A 21,229-nucleotide genomic window follows, 5' to 3' on the forward strand; every position below is an offset into this window, starting at 1 on the left:
CCCGGGTCGGTCATGGTCACGCCGCGCCGAGGTCGGCGGCCCAGGGGTAGTAGAGGTAGACGAACGAGGCCGGGACCCCGGTGATCCCCTTGCGGAGGAACAGCCTGACCGACGGCGCGACGATCGGGATCCAGGGCATGCGCTCGGTCACCTTCGCCTGCAGCTCCGCGACGATCTTGGCCCGCTCGGTCTCGTCCAGCGTTCCGGCGGCCTGCTCGATGAGGCGCTGCGTCTCCGGGTCGGAGTGCCCGTCGAAGTTCTGCGACCCGCCCTCGGCGGCGATCGTGCGCAGGAAGGCGAGCGGGTCGGGGACGTCCATGTAGTTGGTCGTCATGAACCCGTCGTATCCGGCGCGCGCCTTGGCGTCGGAGAAGAACGCCCCGTACTGCGCGCTCGGGACGCCCTTGGGCTGGATGGTGAGGCCGAGCTCGCGGGCGGCGTTGGACATCTCGGACAGGATGTCGGCGTAGAACTGACGCTCGCTCGGGTAGGCGACGGTGATCGTGGCGTTCCCGAGGTCGGCTCCCGCGATGAGCTTCTTCGCCTCGTCGAGGTTCTTCTTCGTGTCCGGCAGGGCGTCGTACGCGGGACCGAACACACCGTCCCCGTACGTCCAGCCGCCGCGCGGCACGAGCGACCGGGGCACCTGGGCGGTGCCGGCGAACACGGTCGCCGCGATGGCCTCCCGGTCGGTGGCGAGCGCGAGCGCGCGGCGCACCGCCGGGTCGCCGAGCGGGCCGCTCCCGGTGCTGATGACGGCGACCAGCTGCAGGGATTTACCCAGGTACAGCGTGCCGTTGGCGGAGTTCGAGAGCCGGTCCACCGCGTCGATCGGCACGTCGTACGAGCCGTCGATGGCGTTGGTCTCCAGGGCGCTCGCGATCGCGCCGGGGTCGACGATGAACCGCAGGTCGACCTGCTTCGTCCTGGCCCGCCGCGACGCGTCCCAGTACGCGTCGTTGCGCAGCATGGTGATCGAGGACCCCTTCTGCCACGCCGAGAACGTGTAGGGGCCGGTGCACATGACGCCGCCCTCGGGGGTGCCGTACTTGCCGCCCGCCTTCTCGCGCTGCGCGCGCTGCACGACCACGCCGATCGGGGTGGCCATGTACGAGTTGAGCGTGGCGTCCGGCTTCTTCAGGGTGACGGTGACCTCGTGGTCGCCGGTCTTCTCGACGCTCGTCATGTTGCCGGTGATCTGGTCGGAGGCCCAGTAGCTGCCCTCCTTGGGGTCGAGGTGGCGGCGCAGGCTGAAGACGACGTCGTCGGCGGTCATCGGCTGTCCGTCCCAGAAGCGCACGTCGTCCCGCAGGGTGAACACCCAGGTCTTCTGGTCCTTCGTCTCCACCTTCTCGGCGAGGTTGGGCTTCACCGTGTAGTCGGGGTCCAGCCGCGTCAGCCCCTCGCAGAGGTTCGCGACGACGGTGTTCTCGGGGTAGTTGAACGCCTTGATCGGGTCCAGTGACGCGGGCTCGCCGAAGGGCAGGTTCCAGGTCGCCTTGTCGAGGTCCCGCTGCGCGGCGGGGGTGGTCACCAGGAGGTCGTCGAGCTTACGGTCGGCCGCCTTCGGGGTGGCCGGGGCACCGCCGCCGCACGCGGCGAGCCCGAGGCTCAGCGAGGCGGCCAGCGCCGCCTTCGCGCAGATACGCATCTCGTTCTCCGAACTCGGGGGGAGTGAACCCGTTGGGGCCGTTTGAGCAGGCCATGGGCGCGATAGGCAGCGACCATACAGCACAAAACGTTTTAGAAAAAGGTTTTGTGTCGTAGCATGTTCCGTATGTCCGAGCAGGGATCACCCCCCTCCCGACCGACGATCCGGGATGTCGCGCGGGAAGCGGGCGTCTCCGTCACGACGGTGTCCCATGCGCTGAACGGCAAGGGGACCGCGTCCGAGGCCACGCGGCAGCGCGTCCTCGCGGTCGCCGACCGCCTCGCGTACCGCGCCCACCCCATGGCCCGCGGGCTCCGCCAGGGACGCACCGGCGTCCTCGGGCTCGACATGCGCCCCCTCGACGCGATCGGGTCGTACCTGCCGGAGGGCGTCGACTACTTCATGCGGTTCGCCGGCGCGGCCGCGGTGACCGCGCTCGACCACGGCCTCGGGCTCATGCTCGTGCCCGACCTGACGCGTTCGGACATCCCGCAGTACGCCCACGGGGTGGACGGCTACGTCGTCGGCGACCCGGTGCGCGACGACCCGGTCCTCACCCGGCTGATCGACGCCTCGGTGCCGGTCGTCACCGTGGGGCGCGATCCCGGGCGGCCCGCGTTCACCGACTGGGTGGGGCCGGACGACCTGTACGAGACGAAACGTGTCCTCGACCTGCTGCGGTCGCGCGGCGCCGAGCGCATCGCCCTCCTGGCCGGCACCGACGACAACGCGTGGAACGTCGACTCCGAGAAGGCGTACCGGTCGTGGGCGCGGCGCCACGGGATGCCGGCCCGCGTCCTGCACATCCCGGAGGCGGCCGGGGAGGACGGCGGCGCCGACGCCGCCCGGCGGCTGCTGAAGGGCAGGCAGCCGCGACCGGACGCGATCTACTGCCAGACCGGGCGGCACGCGGCGGGCGTCCTCGCGGAGGCGCACCGGCTCGACCTGTCCGTCCCGGGCGACCTGCTCATCGCCGCCGGTTCCGACGCGCAGCAGACACGCCACGCGACACCGGCGATCACGGCCCTCGATCTCGTGCCCGAGGAGTCGGGCAAGGCGGCCGTCGAGCTGCTCATCGCGCGCCTGGCGGGCGACACCCGGCCCGGACCGATCATCCTGCCCGCCGAGCTGCGGACGCGCGCCTCCACCGGAGACGCCTGAGCCGGCGCCGCCTGGTCCCGGCGTCGGTCGTCATCCTGCCGATATCCGCCTGGGACCGCATCACCCCCGACCAGCCCGCCGCCGACGCCGCGCGATGATCGCCCCCATGGTCACGGGGGCGATCGTGGCGCGCGGGCCCACGGGCCCGGGACACGCGTCACGGGACACGTCAGGGGTGTTCAGGGCCGGAAGCGGTCGGTGGCGTCGATCAGGCGGTGGCGGATGCCCGGTTCCGAGCCGCCGTGGCCCGCGTCCTCGACGATGTGGAACTCTGCCTCGGGCCAGGCCCGGTGCAGGTCCCACGCCTGGTCGGGCGGGGTCTTCATGTCGTAGCGGCCGTTGACGATCACGGCGGGAATGTGCCGGATGCGGTCGACGCCCGCCAGGAGGCCCTCCTCCGGGAGGAAGCCGCCGTTGCTGATGTAGTGGTGGGTGATGCGGGCGAAGGCGAGGATGTCGGCGTCGCCCAACTCCGGCGGATCGACGGGGAGCAGGGTGTTGGCCGCGAACTCCCAGCCCATCCAGGCGCGGGCCGCGGGGAGGTGAACCGCGGGGTCCGGATCGTCGATGCGGCGGCCGTACGCGCCGAGCAGGTCGTGCCGCTCGGCGCCGGGGATCGCGTCGCGGAACGCCGCCCACTCGGCCGGGAAGAGACGGGCGGCTCCAGTGGGAGTGAACCCCCAGGTCTCGTCGGACGGGCGGACGAGGTAGATGCCGCGCATCACCAGTTCGGTGACGCGGCCCGGGTGGGCCTGGGCGTACGAGAGGGCGAGGGTGCTGCCCCAGCTTCCGCCGAAGACCAGCCAGCGGTCGATGGAGAGATGTTCGCGGAGCCGTTCCATGTCGGCGACCAGATGCGGGGTGGTGTTGCGCTCCAGCGAGACCCGCCGGTCCCCGGCGCTCGGCCGGCTGGCGCCGCAGTTGCGCTGGTCGAACAGCACGATCCGGTACGCGGCCGGATCGAAGAAGCGCCGGAAACCGGGCAGGAGGCCGCCGCCGGGGCCGCCGTGCAGGAAGACGGCGGGTTTGCCGGCGGGATCGCCGCAGATCTCCCAGTAGATCTCATTGCCGTCGCCGACGTCGAGCAGGCCGGACTCGTGCGGCTCGATCGGGGGATAGAACTCCTTCAGACCCATGCGATCAAGTAGACCACCGCGTCGCCGGACGAATAAGTCCTAAGTCTGCCGGCGGCATCACGAGTTCATCGGGAGTGCGTCCGCAAGCCGACGAAGGCTGCTCATGACGGGGCCGGGGTCCGGAAGCCGCGCTAGGTTCGGCGGCACGGCCGTACCGATTCAGAGTTTCCATCGTGTAGGGCACAGCCGTGCACGATGACCTGAACCACGTCTTGGATCACGTCCCTGCTGGCGGTCCCTGGCGGCGCAGTGACCAGGGTGAACAGCGCACCCCCGTAGAGCGCGATCAGTGCGGGGATCTTCTCGCGTGGGATGGAGAGGTCGAGTTTGTCGTGGTGCCCGGCGGTGATCTGCAACGACGCATCCTGCAGGCCCGCGAGCGCCGAGGCGAGCAGCGGCCGACGCGAGGCCTCAAGTTGTAGTTCGAAGATCGCCAGATAGCGGTTGCGCAGCGTGGTCGCTGCTGTGAGCAGAGATTCCGTCCACAGGTCGACCAGCGTCGTGGGCTGCTCGGTGGCCCGGTCGGTGTCGGCGTGATGCAGCTCGACGATGCGCTCGGCGGCGGCCACCAGCAGCGCTTCCCGGCTGCGGAAGTAGTTCGAGGCCGTTCCCGGCGGAAGGTCTGCCTCCTTCTCCACCGCGCGGTGGGTCAGCCCATGCACGCCCGAGGACGCCAGCAGCTCGATGGCGGCATCGGTCAGGGCTCGGCGACGGGCCGGATTGGTAGGCGGCATGCGGCCATGCTACCAATATGCGTACTAGTACGATCGTAGTGAATCAGCGAGGAGGTCTCATGAGGATCGTGGTCGTCGGTGCCGGCCTCGGAGGAGTGGCGGCGGCAGTGGGGCTGCATCGCCTGGGCCACGAGGTAACGCTCTTCGAACGGAGCGCCGAACTCCGGGAGGCGGGCACTGGAATCGTGGTCATGCCCAACGGACTCCGCGCGCTCGACACACTGGGACTGGCTGAAGACGTTCGCGGGCACGTCTTGCCCGCCGCCCGCGCGGGATTGCGGGACTGGCGCGGACGGCCGCTGCTGGTGACCGACGCGATCCAGGCGCAGCAGGAGGTCGGGACACCCGCCATCATCGACAGGGCGGAACTGCACCGCGCGCTACGCGCCCCGCTGCCCGCCGACCTGGTGCGAACCGCGACCCCGGTCGAGCGCCTGGAGCCCGACCCCACCGGGGTAACCGTGATCAGCGACGGCAAGCCCGTCGCGAGAGCGGACGCCGTGATCGCGGCCGACGGCATCGGCAGCAAGCTGCGCGGGCAACTCTTCCCTGGCCACTCTGGACTGCGGCGGACCGGCCGGATGGACCTGCGCGGCATGCTTCCCCGTCCTGCCGGCCTGAATACGGACCTGCTCGCCAGCCAGTTGGTCGACCGCCGCAGCGGGGCGATGTTCGGCCTGTTCCCCGTCGGCGAGAACCGCCTGTACTGGTTCACCGACTCCGTCCTGCGCGGCACGCCGCCCGGCGCGGACGACGCACGCCGGCAGATGTTGTCCCTGATGGCCGACTGGCACCCCCTCGTCACGGCGCTGATCGAGGCCACCCCGCCCGCCGACATCTACGTCGACCCGATCACCCGCCTGGCCGAACCCCTGCCCTCGTTCGCGGTCGGCAGGATCGCGTTCCTCGGCGATGCCGCGCACGCCATGCCACCCGACCTCGGCCAGGGCGCCAGCCAAGCCTTCGAAGACGCGGCCGCACTGACCCGCCACCTGACCGGCGCCGAGCCGGCGGACGTCGCCCAGCGGCTCCTGCGCTACGACGCCGAGCGCAGGCCCAGAGCCAACCGCATGATGCGGGCGGCGTCCCGGCAATCGCGGCTGACCTCCCAGATCGGCGTCGCCGCGTGGCTTCGCGACGCGTTGCTGCGCGCCGTACCGTCCCGGATCGCCACCCGGCAGCTTGCCGCCCTCTGGCACGCCTGATCAGTGGTCGCGGGCGATCAGTGATCGGGTGACGGGCCGGCCGGTGTGGCGGTCGTGCCAGATGGCGGCGGTCAGGGCCAGGATGCGCTGGGCGATGCGGGCTCCGTGGAGTTCCAGGTCGAACTGGCCCTTAAGAGTGTCGTTGAGGGACTCGCTCGTCTAGCTCTCCGGGAGCACGTCGAAATCGACGACCTGCTCGGGAGTCAGTCCGGCCGGGATGGCACCCGCCTCGGTGAGAATCTTGATGTTCGCCTCGACCCTGGTCTTGTCGACGGCGCCGATCGTGGCGCCCTGCGGCGCGACGTAGGGGGCCATCGCCTCGACCTCGGCCGCGGCCACCGCCGGATCCTGCGTGGGCTGGTACTTCTTGAGGATCTCGCCGGTCTCCTCCGGGTGGGCGATGGAGTACTCCAGTCCCTTGAACAGCGCCGCGCCGAACTTCCTGACCAGTTCGGGCTTGTCCCGGGCCACCTCGCCGGAGGCCAGCAGCGCGTTGCCGTACAGGTCGGGCAGGACCTCGCCGTAGGGGAGGATGACGGCCTTCCTCCCCTGCGCGGCCTTCTCGATGAGCGAGCGGCCGACGACGAACTGGCCGATCGCGTCGACCTGGCCGCTCCCGAGCAGTTGCGGCAGCGCGGGCGGGGCGGACGGGACGAACCTGACCTTGGACGCGTCGACGCCGGCGGCTCCGGCGTAGACCGGGAAGGTCACCTGGACGGTGGAGCCCGGCTGGTCGCCGACGGTCTTGCCCTCCAGGTCCTTCGGCTCGGCGATGCCGCCGCCCTCCAGCGAGATGATCGCGGCCAACGACCTCTGGTGCACCATGCCGACCGTGGTGACGGGCAGCTTCTCCTTGGCCACGGTGATCAGGACGGCGGTGAAGTCGCCGACGCCGAAGTCGGCCCTGTCGCCGGCCAGCAGCTTCATCACATCGACCGTGCCGCTGCCCGGCTTGATCTCGACGTCGAGCCCGGCTTCCTTGAAGTAGCCCTTCTCCTGGGCTACGTACGCGTAGGCGTCGCGGCCGAAGGTGTTGAACGACGTCAGATAGCGGACCGTCTCCACGGAGGCGGCGGCCTTGTCTTCACTGTCGCCTCCACCACCGCACGCGGCCAGCAGCATGACTCCGGCGATCCCGGCGGCACGGACGAACCGGGCGACCTTCATCGATTCTCCTTTCGCAGGCCCCAGCACAGAAGAAGGGGGTCCGTGCCGGCGACCGCTCTGCGCGAGGCCGCGGGCCGGATTCCGGCTTCGACGGGTGAGTGTTCCGCTGACGCGGCTAATCGGGTGGTTGACAGATAACGTCGTCACGTGAACGGCGTCACGTGTTGTCGGGGCCGATCAGGAGGCCGACGTAAAGGCTTGGTCCGAAATTCTCATCCATCGGAGACCGAAGCTCAAGCCTTGTTCCTCGCGGAATCCTCCGGAAGGATTGTCCTTCACGACCGATCGCGGGCCAACGGAGCCGCCCCCTCAACAAAACCCGGACATTCCACCAGGTCAATCGCACTTCGGCGAAAGCGAACCGCCGACGATCCACTGAGCCGTACAACCGGCGCCGACGCCCGGACCGCCGCCGGGCCGGGACCGGCGCGAACAAGGTGCACCCGAATCCGAATTGTCCACCCGGGCATATCCGCGACCGGCCGTCGGGCGCGCACCTCCACGAACCGCCGTTTGACACATCGTAATAACTTGCTCACCTCTGACATGTCAACCTCATAGTGATAACAATCTTTTCCCGGACATCACGCCGTTTTCGCGGCGTGGCGATCCGGGGCCGGGCCAATGGCGATCGAACCGTTGTGAGACCTGGAGGTGCGTCCCCTCATGAGCGGTTGCCCGATGCACTTCGACCCGCTCTCCGCGGAGCAGATCGCGGACCCGTATCCGATCTACGCCCGGCTGCGCCGCGAGGCCCCGGTCTTCTACGACGAGGCGCACGACCTGTGGATCGTCACTCGGTACGACCACGTGCTCGCGGTCGTACGCGACACTGAGACCTTCTCCTCCGAGAACGCGGTCCGCGCCTCCGTGAAACCGCTTCCGCGGCCGGTGCTCGACGTGCTCGCCACCGGCCGCCCCTTGACGCCGACGCTCACCGACAGCGACGGGGACGTTCACAGGAGACTCCGCCTGCTGGTGAGCAAGGCGTTCACCCCCAAGCGCGCCGCTCAGATGGAGGGCCGCGTCCGGGAGACCGTCGACGCCCTCATCGACGAGTTCGTCCACGAGGGCCGCACGGACATCATCGAGAAGTTCGCGTGGCACCTCCCGTTGATCACCATCACCGACATCCTCGATGTCCCCCGCGAGGACGCACCCTCGCTGCATCGCTGGAGCGTGAGCTGGCTGCGCCTCATGCAGGCGACCGACGGCGTCGAGGAACTGGTCGCCCGCGCGGAGGACGTCGTGGCGATGCAGCGCTATTTCATGGACAGGATCCAAGCGCGGGTGGACGAGGAGGGCGACGACTTCATGCCGGCGCTCCTGCGCGCCCGTACGGCCGACGGCCGGCCCCTCACGGTCGAGGAGGCCATGCGCGTGTCGGTCAATCTCATCATCGCCGGGCACGTGACCGTCACCCGCAGCATCGGCAACGGTCTCACCACGCTGCTGGCGCACCCGGACCAGCTCGACGCGGTCATGCGCGACCCGGACCTGGTCCCGGCCATGGTGGAGGAGATCCTGCGCTACGAGTCGCCCGCGCAGGGCCTCTTCCGCACGGTACGCGCGGACACCGTCCTCGGTGGGGTGGAGATCCCGGCGGGTGCGCGCCTGATGCTCCACTGGGCGTCGGCGAACCGCGATGAGAAGGCGTTCTCCAACCCCGGCGTCTTCGATGTCACCCGCGAACCCCCGGCCGCCCACGTCGCCTTCGGCAAGGGAGTCCACGCCTGCCTGGGCGCCCCTCTCGCCCGCCTGCAGTTGAAGATCGCGCTGCCCCGGCTGTTCGAGCGGTTGCCGAACCTGCGCGTCGCCGCAAGTGAGGGCGCCGCCGTACGCGACACCATCTTCTTCGCGCGCGGGTTCACGAAGCTCGACGTCGAATGGGACGTGAGGGAGCCCTCGTCCGGTTGACCCTCGACGTCTCCCCCGCTCCGACTGGGGGAAGGCCGGATCTCCCGGTGCTCCGCTCGACGCGGTCGCCGGCGTAAGGCGGTGCGCCGTCGGGTGCGAGATCGCGGTACGGCCGAAAGTGTCGGAGCGGCTGGCTAGTTTCCCGCGGCATGGATCACTGGGACGAGATCAGGAAGCTGATCGTGGCACGGCGCGCCGACCGGCTCGCCGAGAAGGTCACGGCGCTGGACCACGAGGGCCGCAAGGAGGTCGCGGCCCGGCTGCCGGAACTGCTGAAGGAGTTGCGCGGCCGGTTCGACCGGTGGGACGACGGCCTGGCCCTGCTTCGCGCGACCGGCGTCGTACCGCCGCGGCACGATCCGCTGGTGGCCGGCTGGGTGGACCGCGAGCCGTCGCGCCTCGGCGCCGACCCGCTGCTCGACCACCTGCTGCCGCGCCTGTTCGAGGCCGAGGGCGTGGGCCGGGTGCTCCAGTGGGAGAGGGCCTGCCGCTGGTCGACCAGATGCTCGGCGTTCCCCGGCACCGGGCCGGGGCCGAGCACCTCGAATGGTGGCCCTCGATGTTGCCCTCGCACCGCGAGGTCGCCGCCGCGCACCTCATGCCGTACGTGCTGAACCGTTCCCGGGGCGACCGGGTCGAGCTGGAGCAGGCCCGGGATCTCGCCCGGGCCGAGGGGCCCGCCGGAGCGGCGTTCGCGGCGGTGCTCGCCCGCGTCCTGGGCGACCCGCACATGCCCGATTCGGTCGATGTGCTGCTGGAGGTCGCCGCGCGGGAGGAGCTGCCCGCGGTGGAGATCGGCCGCCAGGCCGGCCTCCTCGTGGCCAGTGGCGAGGTCCGCATGATCGACATGATCGCCGCGCTCGACGCCGCGGCCAGGCGGGGCGCTCCCGCCCAGGTGTGGCGGATCGCCGCCTCGGCGCTGCCCACGTTGCTGCCCGCCCCGGGTGAGCGCCCGCGCAACGGCCTGGCGAGGTTCGTCACGCTCGCCGTCACGGTCGCCGAGTGGTGCGGCGCGCGGCGAGATCCCCGAGGTGCGCGACATGGCCGCCCGCAAGGGGAGCAGCCTGTTGCTCCGCGAGATCCGCCGGCGGCACGACCGGCTCACCGACCGCACCGGCGAGGAAGGATGATCACGCTGATCGGCTTCTGACCGCGGACTCAGCAGCGGTTGCCGGACCGGTGGCCGGCCGCTCTGGCGATGTTCCGCGGCATACGACCGAAGATCAGGCCGTGGAACGGGGTGATGGCCCACCAGTACAGGTGGCCGAGCAGGCCGTGGGGATGGAAGATCGCCCGCTGGCCGTACACGGTGCGTCCGTCATCCTCATGGCAGGTCAGCTCCAGCCACGCCGGCCCGGGCAGCCGCATCTCGGCGCGCAACCGCAGCAGGGAACCGGGCACGATCTCTTCGACCCGCCAGAAGTCGAGGGCGTCGCCGACCCGGAGCCGGTGCGGGTCGCGCCTGCCTCTGCGCAGGCCGACGCCGCCCAGGAGACGGTCGAGGAAACCGCGGATCCGCCACGCGACAGGCAGGGAGTACCACCCGTTGTCGCCGCCGATGCCTTCGATCACCCGCCACAGCGTCTCCGGTTTCGCGTGGACGATCGTGTGCCGCTCGTCGACGTAAAGGCTGCCGCCGGCCCAGTCGGGGTCGGTCGGCAGGGGGTCGCTGGGAGCACCGGGGGTCGAGGCCGACGACCATCGGGTGGCGACGTCCGCTTCCTTGATCCGGTGGAGGGCGAGTTCGACCGCCTGCTCGAACCCGACCAGCCCCTCGGGAGGGTCCGGGACGTAGCGGGCGATGTCGTGCTCCCGGCAGACCGTCTCGTTGCGGAGCGACTCGACCAGAGGCCGGGCGACACCCGCGGGGACCGGGGTGACCAGCCCGACCCAGTAGCTCGACAAGCGCGGGGTCAGCAGCGGCACCGGGAGGATCAGCCGGGGAGGCAGGCCCGCTACGGCGGCGTACCCACGCATCATGTCCCCGTAAGTCAGGACATCGGGGCCGCCGATGTCGAACTGCCGGTGTACCTCGTGCGGCAACTCGGCGCACCGTACGAGGTAGCGGAGTACGTCCCGGATCGCGATCGGCTGCGTCCGGGTGCGCACCCAGTGGGGAGTGATCATGACGGGCAGCCGTTCGGTGAGATGGCGCAGCATCTCGAACGACGCCGATCCGGAGCCGATGACCACCGCCGCGCGGAGCGCGACCGTGGGGACGCCGGAGTCGAGCAGGATCCGAGCCACCTCGCCTCTGGAGCGCATGTGCGGGGACGGGTCGCTGACCGGGGTGAGGCCGCCGAGGTACACGATGCGGCGTACGGCCGCGTCCTTGGCGGCCGCCGCGAACGCGGTGACCGCCGCCCGGTCCTTCCCTGCGAAGCCGCGTCCGGAGCCCATCGTGTGGATCAGGTAGTAGGCGACGTCGATGCCGTCGAGGACCGCCCTGGTCCGTTCGGGATCCGTCGCGTCGGCTTCGCCGATCTCCACGTCCCCGCGCCAGGTCTGGTCGCGCAGCCGGTCCGGGGAGCGGACCATGCAGCGCACGCGGTAGCCGGCGTCGAGCAACTCCGGCACCAGCCTCCCGCCGATGTAGCCCGTGGCCCCGGTCACCAGACATCGGGTCATCCGGCTCCCCCCTCAACGTCCACGTCGGTCACCGTCCCCCCGGACGCGTACGTCCCCGGGACGGGCGTCTTCACCATGAAAGCCTCCGCGTCGCGATGTCCTGTCCGCCCCGCCGTAACAGGTCAGGATGGAACGTGGTTGCGCAGCCCCAGCTCGTGCGGATAAGGCGAGAGGTACGTCTGCGCACGCAGATAGGCGGCCGCCGCGCCCCGGGCGTGGTGCCGCAGCAGGGCGATCGGCACGCTCAACGCCACCAGATGGACCTGGTACTCGTGGATGACCTCCACGAGGTCGGCCCTGCGGACCGGGTCGAGGTGGTCGCTCACCATGCCGAGGCAGTGATGCAGCACGTTGACGTTGCGCCCGATGGTCGCGCGCGCGGCCAGGGCCGTCCGGAACTCGTCGGCGTAGAGGGCGACGAGCCGGTCCCCGCCGCGAACGCCGGCACACGCCACCAGCCGGCCCATCCTGCCGTAGGCCGCCGGATCGTGCGCGAGGATCTGCATCTTGTGGCGGGAGTGGAAGGCCACGAGGACGTCGGGACGGACCCCGTCCCGGAGGAGCGCGCGCAGCCGCGCGTGCGCGAAGATCCGCTCGAGGAACACCTCACGGAGCACGTCGTCGTGCAGCCGTCCCTCGTCCTCCACGGGCAGGAGCGGGTGCGCGTCGATGATCTCGGCGGCGAACACGCCCCGATTGCGCCGGTCGGCGGCCGCGTCACCCGCGTAGACGGGGATGCCGTGGATGCCGCAGCTCGGGCTCTTCGACTTGAAGACGTAGCCGTCCACGTCGAGGGTGGCCGCCTTCGCGGCTCCCAGAGACGTCATCGGCTCGGTGAGGTCCTTCCGGGTCTTCCTGGTGACCAGGCGCGGACCGCCGGGAGCCCGTTCGAGTCGAAGCGTCTCGCGCGGCGTACCGAGGCCGATCGCGATTTCCGGGCAGGTCGGAACCCAATCCACGAACTCCGACAGCGGTCCGGCGAGGAGACGGTCCCGGCTGTGCCCCCCGTTGAACCGTACGGGCTCGCCGAGCAGGCAGCTCGACACCGCCACACGCGGCCTGGCGTGGGCGATGCATGTATCGATGTTCGGGTGAACGTCCATCTCGGCTCTTCGTTCAGGTAGTCGGTTCGCTGTTTCACGACGCCGCGGATCGCAGGAGCGCGGAGAGGCGGTGCAGGCCCCGCGACGTACGGGCCTTGACGGTGCCGAGCGGGATCCGCAGGCATTCGGCGATCTCCCGCTGACTCAGCTCGCCGTAATACGCCAGCTCGATGGCCTGCCGCTGGGACGCCGGAAGTTCCGCCAGGGCCCGGCGGATCAGGTCGCGGTCGGCGATGTGGTCGCCGGCCGCGCGGCCGTCGCACCCGACCGGCTCCGCGACGGCGTCGATCGGCACGGTGCGCGGCGCGCGGGCGCGCAGGTGGTCGATCGCCCGCTTGTGGGCGATGCCCAGCAGCCAGGCGGCCATGCTTCTGGCGGGGTCGAACCGATGCCGGGAGCGCCACACCTCGCCGAACACGACCTGCGCCACGTCCTCCACGTCCTGCGCGGGGACCAGCCGCCGCAGGTGGGAGAGGACCAGGGCCCCGTACGCCCGGTAGCACTCACCGAGCGCCTCGGGTTCGCCGTCGGCGAGGCGAGCCCCCATGCCGCGGGGAGTCCCCATCGCGTCGTCCATGAGCCCTCCGTTTTCGGCCGTACTCGCCGTGATCGGGCGGCCACCGGCAGAAAACCATTCAAAACCTATTCATAGGTCGGCTCACGTAGCGGTTCAACCCGCTGCCGAGAAGGATGCGTCCAAAAACCGGTCAAGTCAGCGCGGCCATGACCTGGGCGACCGCCTCACGAAAGGTGCTCACCCTGATCACGTGGGACGGAAGCCCGTCCCACCAGCCGGGACCGCCGACGATGACCCGGCTGGACGGACGCTGCCTCGGCAGTGCGGCCAGCGGGGCGGGATCACCGGTCTCGCGCCGTTGCGACCAGACGACGACAGCCACAGGGTTGAGCCGGCGGATGGCCGCGGCGAGCGCGGAAGAGGGCGTCCTGGCACCGAGCATCCGCGTCTCCACGCCGCGTTCCGAGGAAAGCGCCGCGGCCAGCGCGTGAATCGGAAGGCTGTGCTGCTCGTCCTCGGCGCACGCGAGCAGGACCGGACGCGGATGGACCGGCCGCACCGGCCTTGCGGACAGGGCGTTGAGCGCCGCCATCAGCCTGTCGGTGAACAGGTGCTCGACCTCGACGCCCCGCCCGGTCTCCGCCTGCCTGCGACAGATCGTGGCGAACACCGGCAGTGCGAGCCGATGCCACATCCACTCGACTCCGTACCGGTCCAGGGCCGCCCCGACGGCCTCCGCGACGGCATGGGCGTCCAGCGCCGCCGCCGCGCCCATCAGCCGGGCCGCCGTCGGAATCCCTTCACCCCGCGTGCCCCGCTCCTCCACCTCCCCCGGCCCGGCGGCACGCTCTGCGGGATGCCCCGACGCGCGCTCGACCGCGACGGCCGGAAACGATCGCACCGACTCCTGCTGTGCGGCCTGCCGCAGTGCCAGCGCGAGCCTGGCCGCGTCCGCGGGCATGTGACCGGAGCGGACCAGGCGGCTCATCTCCCTCAGGCATCGCAGATCGGCGGGGCTGTAACGCCGGTGGCCGCCGGGGCTGCGGCCGCTCGCGCCGATGCCGTACCGGAGGTTCCAGGTGCGCAGCGTGGGGATCGGCACGCCGACCATGCGGGAGACGGCGCCGATGCCGTACCCGTGCTCGATGACCGGCACGCCCTCGGTCTCCGGTGTCCGCCGCTTGTCCTCGTCCATCGCTCCGCACCGTGCCGTCGCCGCTCCAGGGTGCCCTCTACAGAGCACCCTCCACCACTCGATTCGCGAGACGCCGCCGGATCGGATGCAACCGCCGTCCCGTCCACCCCGAATGCTCTCTCGATGGACACCGTGATTGTGCTGTTCACCCGGGATCTGCGCGTGCGCGACCACCCGGCCCTGTCCGCCGCCTGCGACCGCGGTGGTCGCGTGGTGCCGCTGTTCGTACTGGATCCCGAGGTGCCCGCCGGCCACCGGACCGGTTTCCTGCTCGACTGCCTGGCCGATCTGCGTGAGTCGCTCCGGGCCCTGCGCGGAGACCTGTTCCTCCGGCGAGGCGACGTGGTGACCGAGACGATGCGCCTGGCCGGCGAGGTGGGGGCCGATGCGATATACGCGAGTTCCGACGTCAGCGAGCTCGGCCGCAGGCGCGAGCGCCGACTCGCGGGCGAGCGGGTCGACCTCCGTCTCTTCCCCGGCCTGACGGTCGTACCTCCCGGCGCGCTGCGGCCGTCGGGCGGTGGGGACCACTACCGGGTCTTCACGCCCTACTGGCGAGCCTGGGCCGGCGGGGCACGCCGCGCGGTGCTGCCGGCGCCGTCCCGCGTCCCGGCGCCGCCGGGCCTGGTCGCGGGCGACCTGCCCGCGCACGCGTCGCGCCCCGTTCTGAAAGGCGGCGAGACGGCGGCCCGCGCACGCCTGGACGTCTGGCTGCGGCAGGGACTGAACGGCTACGCCGAGGGGCGCGATGACCTGGCGGGTGACCGCACCTCGCGGTTGAGCCCGTACCTGCGCTTCGGATGCGTCTCCCCTCTGGAACTCGCGGACCTGGCGGGCTCCGAGCCCGAGTTCGTCCGGCAGCTCTGCTGGCGCGACTTCTTCCACCAGGTGACTCTGGCGTTCCCGAGGATCAACCGCGACGACTACCGGTCACGCCCCCGGCGATGGCGGGACGCCCCGGACGCGGTGAGCGCGTGGAAGGCGGGCACGACGGGCGTCCCGATCGTGGACGCGGGCATGCGGCAGCTTCTCGCCGAGGGGTGGATGCACAACCGGGCACGGATGATCGTGGCCGACTACCTCGTCAACCACCTGGGCGTGGACTGGCGGGTGGGGGCCGCGCACTTCTTCGACCTGCTGCTCGACGGCGACGTCGCGAACAACTCCGGCAACTGGCAGTGGGTCGCCGGCACCGGCAACTCCACCCGGCCCGGCCGCGTGTTGAACCCGGTCCGGCAGGCGAGGCGGTTCGACCCCGACGCCGCGTACATCCGCAGGTACGTCCCGGAGCTGGCCGGCCGGCCCGCGGCCGAGGCCCGCGAGCCCTGGCGCCTGTCCCGGAGGGTCTCCGGCTATCCCGCCCCGCTCGATCCTGTCGATCGAAGGCGGTGAGACCCGCGCGAAGAGGAGGATCCGCCCTATTTGCCGACCGCGGTCCAACCGCCGTCCACCGGCATGCAGACACCGGTGGAGAACGTGGCGTCGAGCAACAGGAACTCGATCGCCGCGGCCATCTCGTCCGGGGAGCACAGGCGTCCCAGTGGTGTGCGCGCCTGGGTGGCGGTCACGTCGTATCCCTGATCGATCATCTCTTGGACCATCGGGGTCAGCGTGTGCCCCGGCGCGACGCTGTTGACGCGGATCCCGAGCGGGGCCCACTCGATCGCCAAATTCTGGGTCAGCTGCATCACGGCGGCCTTCGCGGCACCGTAGTCCGCCTGGTCCGCCCACCCCCGATAGGCCGTGGTGGAGGAGACGGTCACGATGGACCCCCGCTCCGGCCGGTCGCCACTCCGGGCGCCGTCTTCCGGCAACCCGGCGACGAGAGCCCGCGCCGCGACCAGGGTCCCGACCAGATGGACGTCGAGCACCCGCCGGTACGCGTCCAGGTCGAGCTCCAAGGCGGGTTTGTACTGCCCTCGGATGCCGTGACTGGTCACCAGCCGCGTCGGGGCTCCTGCCGTCCGTGCCGCCGTCGCCAGGGCCGCGCGCACGTCCGGCTCCCGCGTGACGTCCACGTCGAAAGCCTGCAGCGTGCCCTCAGGCAGGTCATCGACGTTCGTCGCGGTCGCTCGTATGTCCAGGATGGTCACGGCCAGCCCGCGGTTGATCAGCCGCCGCACTACGGCGAGGCCGATCCCGCTACCGCCGCCCGTGACGACCGCGTGTTCTCTGGGCATGGACACCGTCTCTCGCGAAGTGCTGATCTGCCAGACGGAGATCAACTGTTCGCCCGCTCACCTGACGCACCCGTCGCCGAGGGCCGTGTCCGGACGAATCATCCGCCGGTCACGGGACGGGCCGAGGGACGGAGGGGGGCGGCAGCGTGTAACCCGAACGACCGCTCGGCCACTCTGCCTGTGCAGGATAGACGGGTGTCGCTTTTCAAGCAAACACTTGTTAGGGAGCTTGCGAAGTTCAGGACCGCCGCGTCACTGGTCGTGAATCAGCCGGGCGGCCAGGCTCGTGCAGCCCGGAACCGGCCTACTCGTACAGGCCGGCGGCACGTCCTGGCTTCCGCGCCGTCTCGGGACTCACGTAGTAGTGCAACAAAGCGTGTTCGCCCGCCGCGTTCAGCCAGTCGGCGCGGGCGCTCACGACACGTCGCCATCCGGCACTCTCGTACAGAGCGATGGCCGCGTGGCTGTCGTCCGACACGTCGAGTATGAGAGACATCCCCAGGTTGGCCGCCTCCTTGCGGGCCACCTCGAGGAGCCGGGCGGCCTGCCCGTGGCCTCGCCGCCGAGGGGTGACGAAGAGCCGGGTGATCGATCCGACCGGCGCGGCCGGCGTGCCGAGGGCCTCGGCGAGGGACGGTTCAAGCGTTGCCGCGTCAAGTTGCGAGAGCCCCACGTGTCCGACCACGTCACGCCCTTCGACCGCCACCCATGCCTCAACCAGGCGGGACGGCGTCAGCCATCGCGCGGGATCGGCGGGCCAGTCCACCGGGTAGCGATCGCACGCATGCACGGCGGCGAGGGCGTCGACGCACGCGGGCAGATCCTCGGCGGTTCTCCGACGGATCGAGGGCGTCTCCATCCCGGTGATTGTATTCGCGGACCGTAGGAACCTTCCGGCGGGCACTCTGGTCTCATGAGCGATCAACCGCGTCCGGTGGAACTCTCGCCCGAGCTCAGGAATCGTCTGGCTGAGCTGAGAGGCGATCTCCTGTGGGGCCGCCTCTCGGGGACCGCGCCGGAGGCAGGCCGGCTCGCCTGCGAACTGATCGAAGCGGGCCTGGACTCTCCAGCGGTATGGGAACTGGCGGGGCACACGTTGTCCATCGGATCGATGACCGAAGTCGAGCCGCTCGTCCGCGAGGTGCTGGCGGAGAGCGGCTTCCCACCCATCGATGTCCAGCGCACACCATGGGACGTCGCCCGCGATGTGGCGCAGGGAATAGCCGAGGGCTCCCTCCCCATCGGCAAGGGTGCGGACTTCCTGATCCTCGAACTCAGGGACAAGTGCGACGGCCCCGAGGAGATCTTCTGGCTGATGGTGCTCATCGACGACTGGCAGGACGTGCAGGCAGCTCCGGGGGCGAGCAGTCGTATCCGATGGAGCAGCTCCACGGGCGCGTTCCGGGCACGGAGCCGGGCAGGGGCGTTCCGGATCAGCCAGGCCGTCAACTCGATACGCGTCTCATCCTCGTCCTCCCAGGTTTCCCAGGGGAGCTGGTCTCCCAGTAAGTCGTACTCCCAGTGCGCCACCGCTTGGGCCAGGTGATGGTCCGCCGCGCCGGACGTCTGCGCTTCCCAGACGTGCAGCCAGGGGCTGAGTGCGGCAGAGGCTTCGTTGCACAGTACGAGGACTTCGTGCGCGGGCACAGCGGGATCCGGGTCGATGAGAGTGTGGGCCCACCAGACGTTCAGGAATTCCCAGACCGCTGCAACCTGCTCGTCAGGCCACTGCTGCCACTGGCCGCGAGCGAATGAACGTCCGACCTCCTCCATTCCGAAGAGCGGCTCGACGAGGCCGTCGACGAGAGCCCTCGACAATTGGGGCAGGACACGGCGCAACACCGATGCATGGTCATTCCAGTCGCCGACCCGCCAGGCGCGGTGTAGAAGATCAAGGTCCAGCTCTACGTCCGGTACCTTCAACCGCGCGAGCTCTTCCGCGCTACCCCAGTGGCACTCACAGTTGTGCTCATCAGGACGGGCCGTCATGCCATGGAAGGTGTCGGCCATGCGGTTCAACGCGGCGTCGAGACGGATTCGCGCTGGCGTCTGGTCAATGTTCATCATGGGCGTTCGCCTTCAAGACTTCGATGACTTGCGCAGTCCGAAGATCGCTACTTTAGTGAGCTCCGTGCTCCCGGGCTGACGAGCGGGCCGGTCAGCGCGAGCTCGCCCGCCGAGCGGCCGCCACGGGTGGGCCCCTGCCCGCAGTAGTGCCGCGACCGCGTCGCGGTGGCCCCGGCGGACCGCCATGGCGCTGGAACACGGCGGCGGGTGGAGCACGCTCGCAGAGCCGACAACGGTGCTTCCGCTGTTGATGCCAGACATCGGATGAATGTGCGTCCACCCCTTGCCGTCAGAATGAAGATCGAGCTACCTTTCCTCCAATCTCTCCCTCGTTTTGGAGTGGTCATGGCTCGCTTACGTCGACTTCTCGCCGCCTCCATGCTCACTGTCGTCGGATGTATCTCCTCTCCCGCTCAGGCATCAACGGACGGCCCCTACGAGCCGACCGTCGAATCACTGAACAGCCATCCGACCCCCAAGTGGTTCAACGACGACAAATTCGGCATCTTCGTCCATTGGGGCGCGTACTCCGTCCCAGCGTGGGGCCCCCGCGGCAGTTACGCCGAGTGGTACTGGTACTACATGAACTCCCCCGGTAACGAGACCAACCGCTACCACCGGGCGACCTACGGGGAGGACTTCCCCTACGACCGCTTCGCCGAGCAGTGGAAGGCCGAGAAGTTCGACGCCGCCGACTGGGTCAAGCTCTTCAACGACGCCGGGGCCAAGTACTTCGTCCTCACCTCCAAGCACCACGAGGGCGTCGCCCTGTGGGACAGCAAGGTGAGCGAGCGCGACACCATGGCGCTGGGCCCGAAGCGTGACCTGGCGAAGGAGCTGTTCACCGCGGCACGCGCCGACGGGAAATTGCGCGGGGGCTTCTACTACTCGCTCATGGAGTGGTACAACCCGCTGTTCACCGGCCAGCCGGCGACCAACCCGTACACCGGCCGGCCCGTGCCGTACACCGGGGCTCCGCAGAGCGGCGACTACGTCAAGGACTACATGCTTCCGCAGCTGCACGAGCTGATCGATGGCTACGACCCCGACATCCTGTGGTGCGACGGCCAGTGGGACCGCTCGGCCGCCCAGTGGCAGACCGCGGGAGTGATCGCCGACTACTACAACAAGGCGCTCAAGAACGGCAAGGAGGTGGCGGTCGCCAACCGGTGCAAGATCGAGAGTGGCGCGCTGGAGAGCCACGAGCTGGACTTCCAGACGCCCGAGTACTCCGTCAAGCCGGACATCGATCCAGTCAAGTGGGAGTCCAGCCGCGGCATCGCGCACTCCTACGGCTTCAATCAGAACGAGCCCGTCGAGGACTATCTGACCTCCGACCAGCTAGTGGACTCCTTCGTGGACATCGTCAGCAAGAACGGCAACCTGCTGCTGGATGTGGGTCCGAAGGCCGACGGCACCATCCCCGACGTACAGCGGGAGCGGCTGCTGGACATGGGCGCCTGGCTGAAGGTCAACGGCGAGGCCATGTACGGCACCACGTACTGGACGCGCGCCGAGGAGAAGGGCGGTCCGGACGACGTCCGGTACACCGTCAAGGACGGCGTCCTTTACGCGACCGCGCTGAAGTGGCCGGGAGAACAGCTCACCTTGGGCGCGGACGTGCCGGTAGGCCCCGGAACGCGGATCACGCTGCTCGGCTCCGACGGCGCCTCGTTGCCGTGGCAGCGCGACGAGCAGGGTCGGGTGGTCGTCACCACCCCCGCAGAGACCGGGCGGTACGCCTACTCCTTCAAGATCGAGACGCCCGGTGTGTCGGCCCTGCCGCGCTTCGCCACTGACCTCCCTGAGCATGTGCAGGCCGGTGAGAGCTTCACCGGCAAGGTGACCGTCACCAACCCCGCCTCCAAGCCGCTGCGCCAGGCCTCGCTGGCCCTCACCGCGCCCCAGGGCTGGACGGTGACCCCGGCGAGTACCCAGATCGGCCACCTGGCGGCCGGGGCGAGCGCCGAGGTGCCCGTCACCGTGACCGTGCCGAGCGGGGCCGAGCCTGCCGCGCTGCGGATTCAGGCGACGCTCAAGACGGGCCGGCTCCGCGCGCCGTACTCGATCCCTGTCTCGGTGGTCCTGCCCAACCTGGCGCAGGGCAAGCCGGCCACCCAGCAGAGCACCGGCTACGACGCTCCGGCCTCCCGGGCCGTGGACGGCAACACCGACGGCGCCTTCTGGAACGGTTCGGTCAGCCACACCGCGGAGCCGGCCAAGGAGGCGTGGTGGCAGGTCGATCTGGGGGCCTCGGCCAGCCTGGACAGCGTGGAGATCTGGAACCGCACCGACTGCTGCGCTGACCGATTGCGGGACTACTGGGTGATCTCCTCCGAGCAGCCGATCACGGCAGACGGCCTGGAAGCGGCCCGCACCGCGCCGGGCGTGACCGCCGTGCACGTGCAAGAGCAGGCCGGGCGGCCCAGCACGATCAAACTGCCCGCCGGCGCGTCCGGCCGGTACGTGCGCATCCAGCTCTCCTCGGGCACCGACCCGCTGACCCTGGCCGAGGTGCGGGTGAGAGGCCGCTAACGCAGGCAGGAAGCACAAGGCGCCGATCGCCGT

Annotated in this window: 18 protein-coding genes and 1 pseudogene; 8 read left to right on the plus strand and 11 right to left on the minus strand. The window is 70.2% G+C overall.

Annotated elements, in window-relative coordinates; all coding sequences use genetic code 11:
• Nucleotides 1–16: 16 nt before the first annotated feature.
• Nucleotides 17–1,651 carry an ABC transporter substrate-binding protein gene (locus AWQ70_RS31555; protein ID WP_067184338.1) on the minus strand — a complete coding sequence of 545 codons (1,635 nt, stop codon included), beginning with the start codon at nt 1,649–1,651 and terminating at the stop codon, nt 17–19.
• Between the two features lie 126 nt (nt 1,652–1,777).
• On the opposite strand from AWQ70_RS31555, the gene AWQ70_RS31560 reads away from it, so the two are divergent.
• Nucleotides 1,778–2,812: a LacI family DNA-binding transcriptional regulator gene (locus AWQ70_RS31560; RefSeq protein WP_084518026.1), complete on the plus strand. Its 1,035-nt coding sequence runs from the start codon at nt 1,778–1,780 to the stop codon at nt 2,810–2,812.
• Between the two features lie 179 nt (nt 2,813–2,991).
• On the opposite strand, the gene pip is transcribed toward AWQ70_RS31560, so the two are convergent.
• A complete protein-coding gene (gene pip, locus AWQ70_RS31565) occupies nt 2,992–3,942 on the minus strand; it encodes a prolyl aminopeptidase (protein WP_218004734.1) in 951 nt (316 codons plus the stop codon).
• A 137-nt stretch (nt 3,943–4,079) separates the two neighbouring features.
• Nucleotides 4,080–4,682 (minus strand): TetR/AcrR family transcriptional regulator, encoded by a 603-nt coding sequence (locus AWQ70_RS31570; RefSeq protein ID WP_067184348.1) that lies wholly within the window; start codon nt 4,680–4,682, stop codon nt 4,080–4,082.
• 59 nt (nt 4,683–4,741) lie between these two features.
• Here AWQ70_RS31570 and AWQ70_RS31575 point away from each other — a divergent pair, with 59 nt between their 5' ends.
• Nucleotides 4,742–5,887 carry an FAD-dependent monooxygenase gene (locus AWQ70_RS31575; RefSeq protein ID WP_067184352.1) on the plus strand — a complete coding sequence of 382 codons (1,146 nt, stop codon included), beginning with the start codon at nt 4,742–4,744 and terminating at the stop codon, nt 5,885–5,887.
• Here the strand turns inward: AWQ70_RS31575 and AWQ70_RS42585 are convergent.
• Both AWQ70_RS42585 and AWQ70_RS31580 read right to left on the minus strand, forming a co-directional pair.
• Nucleotides 5,888–6,040, minus strand: a pseudogene (locus tag AWQ70_RS42585) (IS982 family transposase); the annotation flags it as partial. It abuts the gene before it with no gap.
• Between the two features lie 6 nt (nt 6,041–6,046).
• A complete protein-coding gene (locus tag AWQ70_RS31580) occupies nt 6,047–7,054 on the minus strand; it encodes an ABC transporter substrate-binding protein (protein ID WP_067184355.1) in 1,008 nt (335 codons plus the stop codon).
• 666 nt (nt 7,055–7,720) lie between these two features.
• On the opposite strand from AWQ70_RS31580, the gene AWQ70_RS31585 reads away from it, so the two are divergent.
• The 3 genes from AWQ70_RS31585 to AWQ70_RS31595 all read left to right on the plus strand — a co-directional run bounded on the left by AWQ70_RS31585 (nt 7,721) and on the right by AWQ70_RS31595 (nt 10,121).
• Complete coding sequence (locus AWQ70_RS31585) at nt 7,721–8,971, plus strand: cytochrome P450 (RefSeq protein WP_084518028.1); 1,251 nt, start codon at nt 7,721–7,723, stop codon at nt 8,969–8,971.
• A gap of 149 nt (nt 8,972–9,120) precedes the next feature.
• Nucleotides 9,121–9,585, plus strand: coding sequence for a hypothetical protein (locus AWQ70_RS31590; RefSeq protein ID WP_067184362.1), 465 nt, complete (start codon nt 9,121–9,123; stop codon nt 9,583–9,585).
• Nucleotides 9,531–10,121, plus strand: coding sequence for a hypothetical protein (locus AWQ70_RS31595; protein WP_067184371.1), 591 nt, complete (start codon nt 9,531–9,533; stop codon nt 10,119–10,121). The genes AWQ70_RS31590 and AWQ70_RS31595 overlap by 55 nt, the downstream gene beginning before the upstream one ends.
• An 8-nt stretch (nt 10,122–10,129) precedes the next feature.
• Here AWQ70_RS31595 and AWQ70_RS31600 read toward each other — a convergent pair whose 3' ends face one another.
• The 4 genes from AWQ70_RS31600 to AWQ70_RS31615 all read right to left on the minus strand — a co-directional run bounded on the left by AWQ70_RS31600 (nt 10,130) and on the right by AWQ70_RS31615 (nt 14,414).
• Complete coding sequence (locus AWQ70_RS31600; RefSeq protein ID WP_067184374.1) at nt 10,130–11,599, minus strand: SDR family oxidoreductase; 1,470 nt, start codon at nt 11,597–11,599, stop codon at nt 10,130–10,132.
• Nucleotides 11,600–11,721: 122 nt separating this feature from the next.
• Nucleotides 11,722–12,702 carry a YbgA family protein gene (locus tag AWQ70_RS31605; RefSeq protein WP_067184378.1) on the minus strand — a complete coding sequence of 327 codons (981 nt, stop codon included), beginning with the start codon at nt 12,700–12,702 and terminating at the stop codon, nt 11,722–11,724.
• Nucleotides 12,703–12,736: 34 nt separating this feature from the next.
• Nucleotides 12,737–13,279: an RNA polymerase sigma factor gene (locus AWQ70_RS31610; protein WP_067184381.1), complete on the minus strand. Its 543-nt coding sequence runs from the start codon at nt 13,277–13,279 to the stop codon at nt 12,737–12,739.
• Between the two features lie 130 nt (nt 13,280–13,409).
• Nucleotides 13,410–14,414, minus strand: a complete 1,005-nt coding sequence (locus tag AWQ70_RS31615) for a MerR family transcriptional regulator (RefSeq protein ID WP_084518029.1) — start codon at nt 14,412–14,414, stop codon at nt 13,410–13,412.
• 123 nt (nt 14,415–14,537) lie between these two features.
• Here AWQ70_RS31615 and AWQ70_RS31620 point away from each other — a divergent pair, with 123 nt between their 5' ends.
• Entirely contained in the window at nt 14,538–15,806 is a 1,269-nt protein-coding gene (locus AWQ70_RS31620; RefSeq protein WP_067184383.1) for a cryptochrome/photolyase family protein, read from the plus strand.
• A gap of 26 nt (nt 15,807–15,832) precedes the next feature.
• On the opposite strand, the gene AWQ70_RS31625 is transcribed toward AWQ70_RS31620, so the two are convergent.
• The gene (locus AWQ70_RS31625) at nt 15,833–16,594 is read right to left on the minus strand and encodes an SDR family NAD(P)-dependent oxidoreductase (RefSeq protein WP_084518036.1); all 762 of its coding nucleotides are present in this window, start codon (nt 16,592–16,594) and stop codon (nt 15,833–15,835) included.
• A 304-nt stretch (nt 16,595–16,898) separates the two neighbouring features.
• Nucleotides 16,899–17,453: a GNAT family N-acetyltransferase gene (locus AWQ70_RS31630; protein WP_157530669.1), complete on the minus strand. Its 555-nt coding sequence runs from the start codon at nt 17,451–17,453 to the stop codon at nt 16,899–16,901.
• A gap of 252 nt (nt 17,454–17,705) precedes the next feature.
• Here AWQ70_RS31630 and AWQ70_RS39430 point away from each other — a divergent pair, with 252 nt between their 5' ends.
• Nucleotides 17,706–18,140 (plus strand): hypothetical protein, encoded by a 435-nt coding sequence (locus AWQ70_RS39430; RefSeq protein ID WP_157530671.1) that lies wholly within the window; start codon nt 17,706–17,708, stop codon nt 18,138–18,140.
• An 866-nt stretch (nt 18,141–19,006) separates the two neighbouring features.
• Nucleotides 19,007–21,196 (plus strand): alpha-L-fucosidase, encoded by a 2,190-nt coding sequence (locus tag AWQ70_RS31640; RefSeq protein WP_169808775.1) that lies wholly within the window; start codon nt 19,007–19,009, stop codon nt 21,194–21,196.
• The last annotated feature ends 33 nt before the right edge of the window (nt 21,197–21,229 follow it).

The organism is Microtetraspora niveoalba (assembly GCF_001570405.1).
Lineage (GTDB): Bacteria > Actinomycetota > Actinomycetes > Streptosporangiales > Streptosporangiaceae > Microtetraspora > Microtetraspora niveoalba.

Coding starts and splice junctions, on each gene's coding strand:
- AWQ70_RS31555 (WP_067184338.1), bottom strand. CDS start 1,651: ATGCGTATCTGCGCGAAGGCGGCGCTGGCCGCCTCGCTGAGCCTCGGG.
- AWQ70_RS31560 (WP_084518026.1), top strand. CDS start 1,778: ATGTCCGAGCAGGGATCACCCCCCTCCCGACCGACGATCCGGGATGTC.
- AWQ70_RS31570 (WP_067184348.1), bottom strand. CDS start 4,682: ATGCCGCCTACCAATCCGGCCCGTCGCCGAGCCCTGACCGATGCCGCC.
- AWQ70_RS31575 (WP_067184352.1), top strand. CDS start 4,742: ATGAGGATCGTGGTCGTCGGTGCCGGCCTCGGAGGAGTGGCGGCGGCA.
- AWQ70_RS31580 (WP_067184355.1), bottom strand. CDS start 7,054: ATGAAGGTCGCCCGGTTCGTCCGTGCCGCCGGGATCGCCGGAGTCATG.
- AWQ70_RS31585 (WP_084518028.1), top strand. CDS start 7,721: ATGAGCGGTTGCCCGATGCACTTCGACCCGCTCTCCGCGGAGCAGATC.
- AWQ70_RS31590 (WP_067184362.1), top strand. CDS start 9,121: ATGGATCACTGGGACGAGATCAGGAAGCTGATCGTGGCACGGCGCGCC.
- AWQ70_RS31595 (WP_067184371.1), top strand. CDS start 9,531: ATGTTGCCCTCGCACCGCGAGGTCGCCGCCGCGCACCTCATGCCGTAC.
- AWQ70_RS31600 (WP_067184374.1), bottom strand. CDS start 11,599: ATGACCCGATGTCTGGTGACCGGGGCCACGGGCTACATCGGCGGGAGG.
- AWQ70_RS31605 (WP_067184378.1), bottom strand. CDS start 12,702: ATGGACGTTCACCCGAACATCGATACATGCATCGCCCACGCCAGGCCG.
- AWQ70_RS31610 (WP_067184381.1), bottom strand. CDS start 13,279: ATGGACGACGCGATGGGGACTCCCCGCGGCATGGGGGCTCGCCTCGCC.
- AWQ70_RS31615 (WP_084518029.1), bottom strand. CDS start 14,414: ATGGACGAGGACAAGCGGCGGACACCGGAGACCGAGGGCGTGCCGGTC.
- AWQ70_RS31620 (WP_067184383.1), top strand. CDS start 14,538: ATGGACACCGTGATTGTGCTGTTCACCCGGGATCTGCGCGTGCGCGAC.
- AWQ70_RS31625 (WP_084518036.1), bottom strand. CDS start 16,594: ATGCCCAGAGAACACGCGGTCGTCACGGGCGGCGGTAGCGGGATCGGC.
- AWQ70_RS31630 (WP_157530669.1), bottom strand. CDS start 17,453: ATGGAGACGCCCTCGATCCGTCGGAGAACCGCCGAGGATCTGCCCGCG.
- AWQ70_RS39430 (WP_157530671.1), top strand. CDS start 17,706: ATGACCGAAGTCGAGCCGCTCGTCCGCGAGGTGCTGGCGGAGAGCGGC.
- AWQ70_RS31640 (WP_169808775.1), top strand. CDS start 19,007: ATGGCTCGCTTACGTCGACTTCTCGCCGCCTCCATGCTCACTGTCGTC.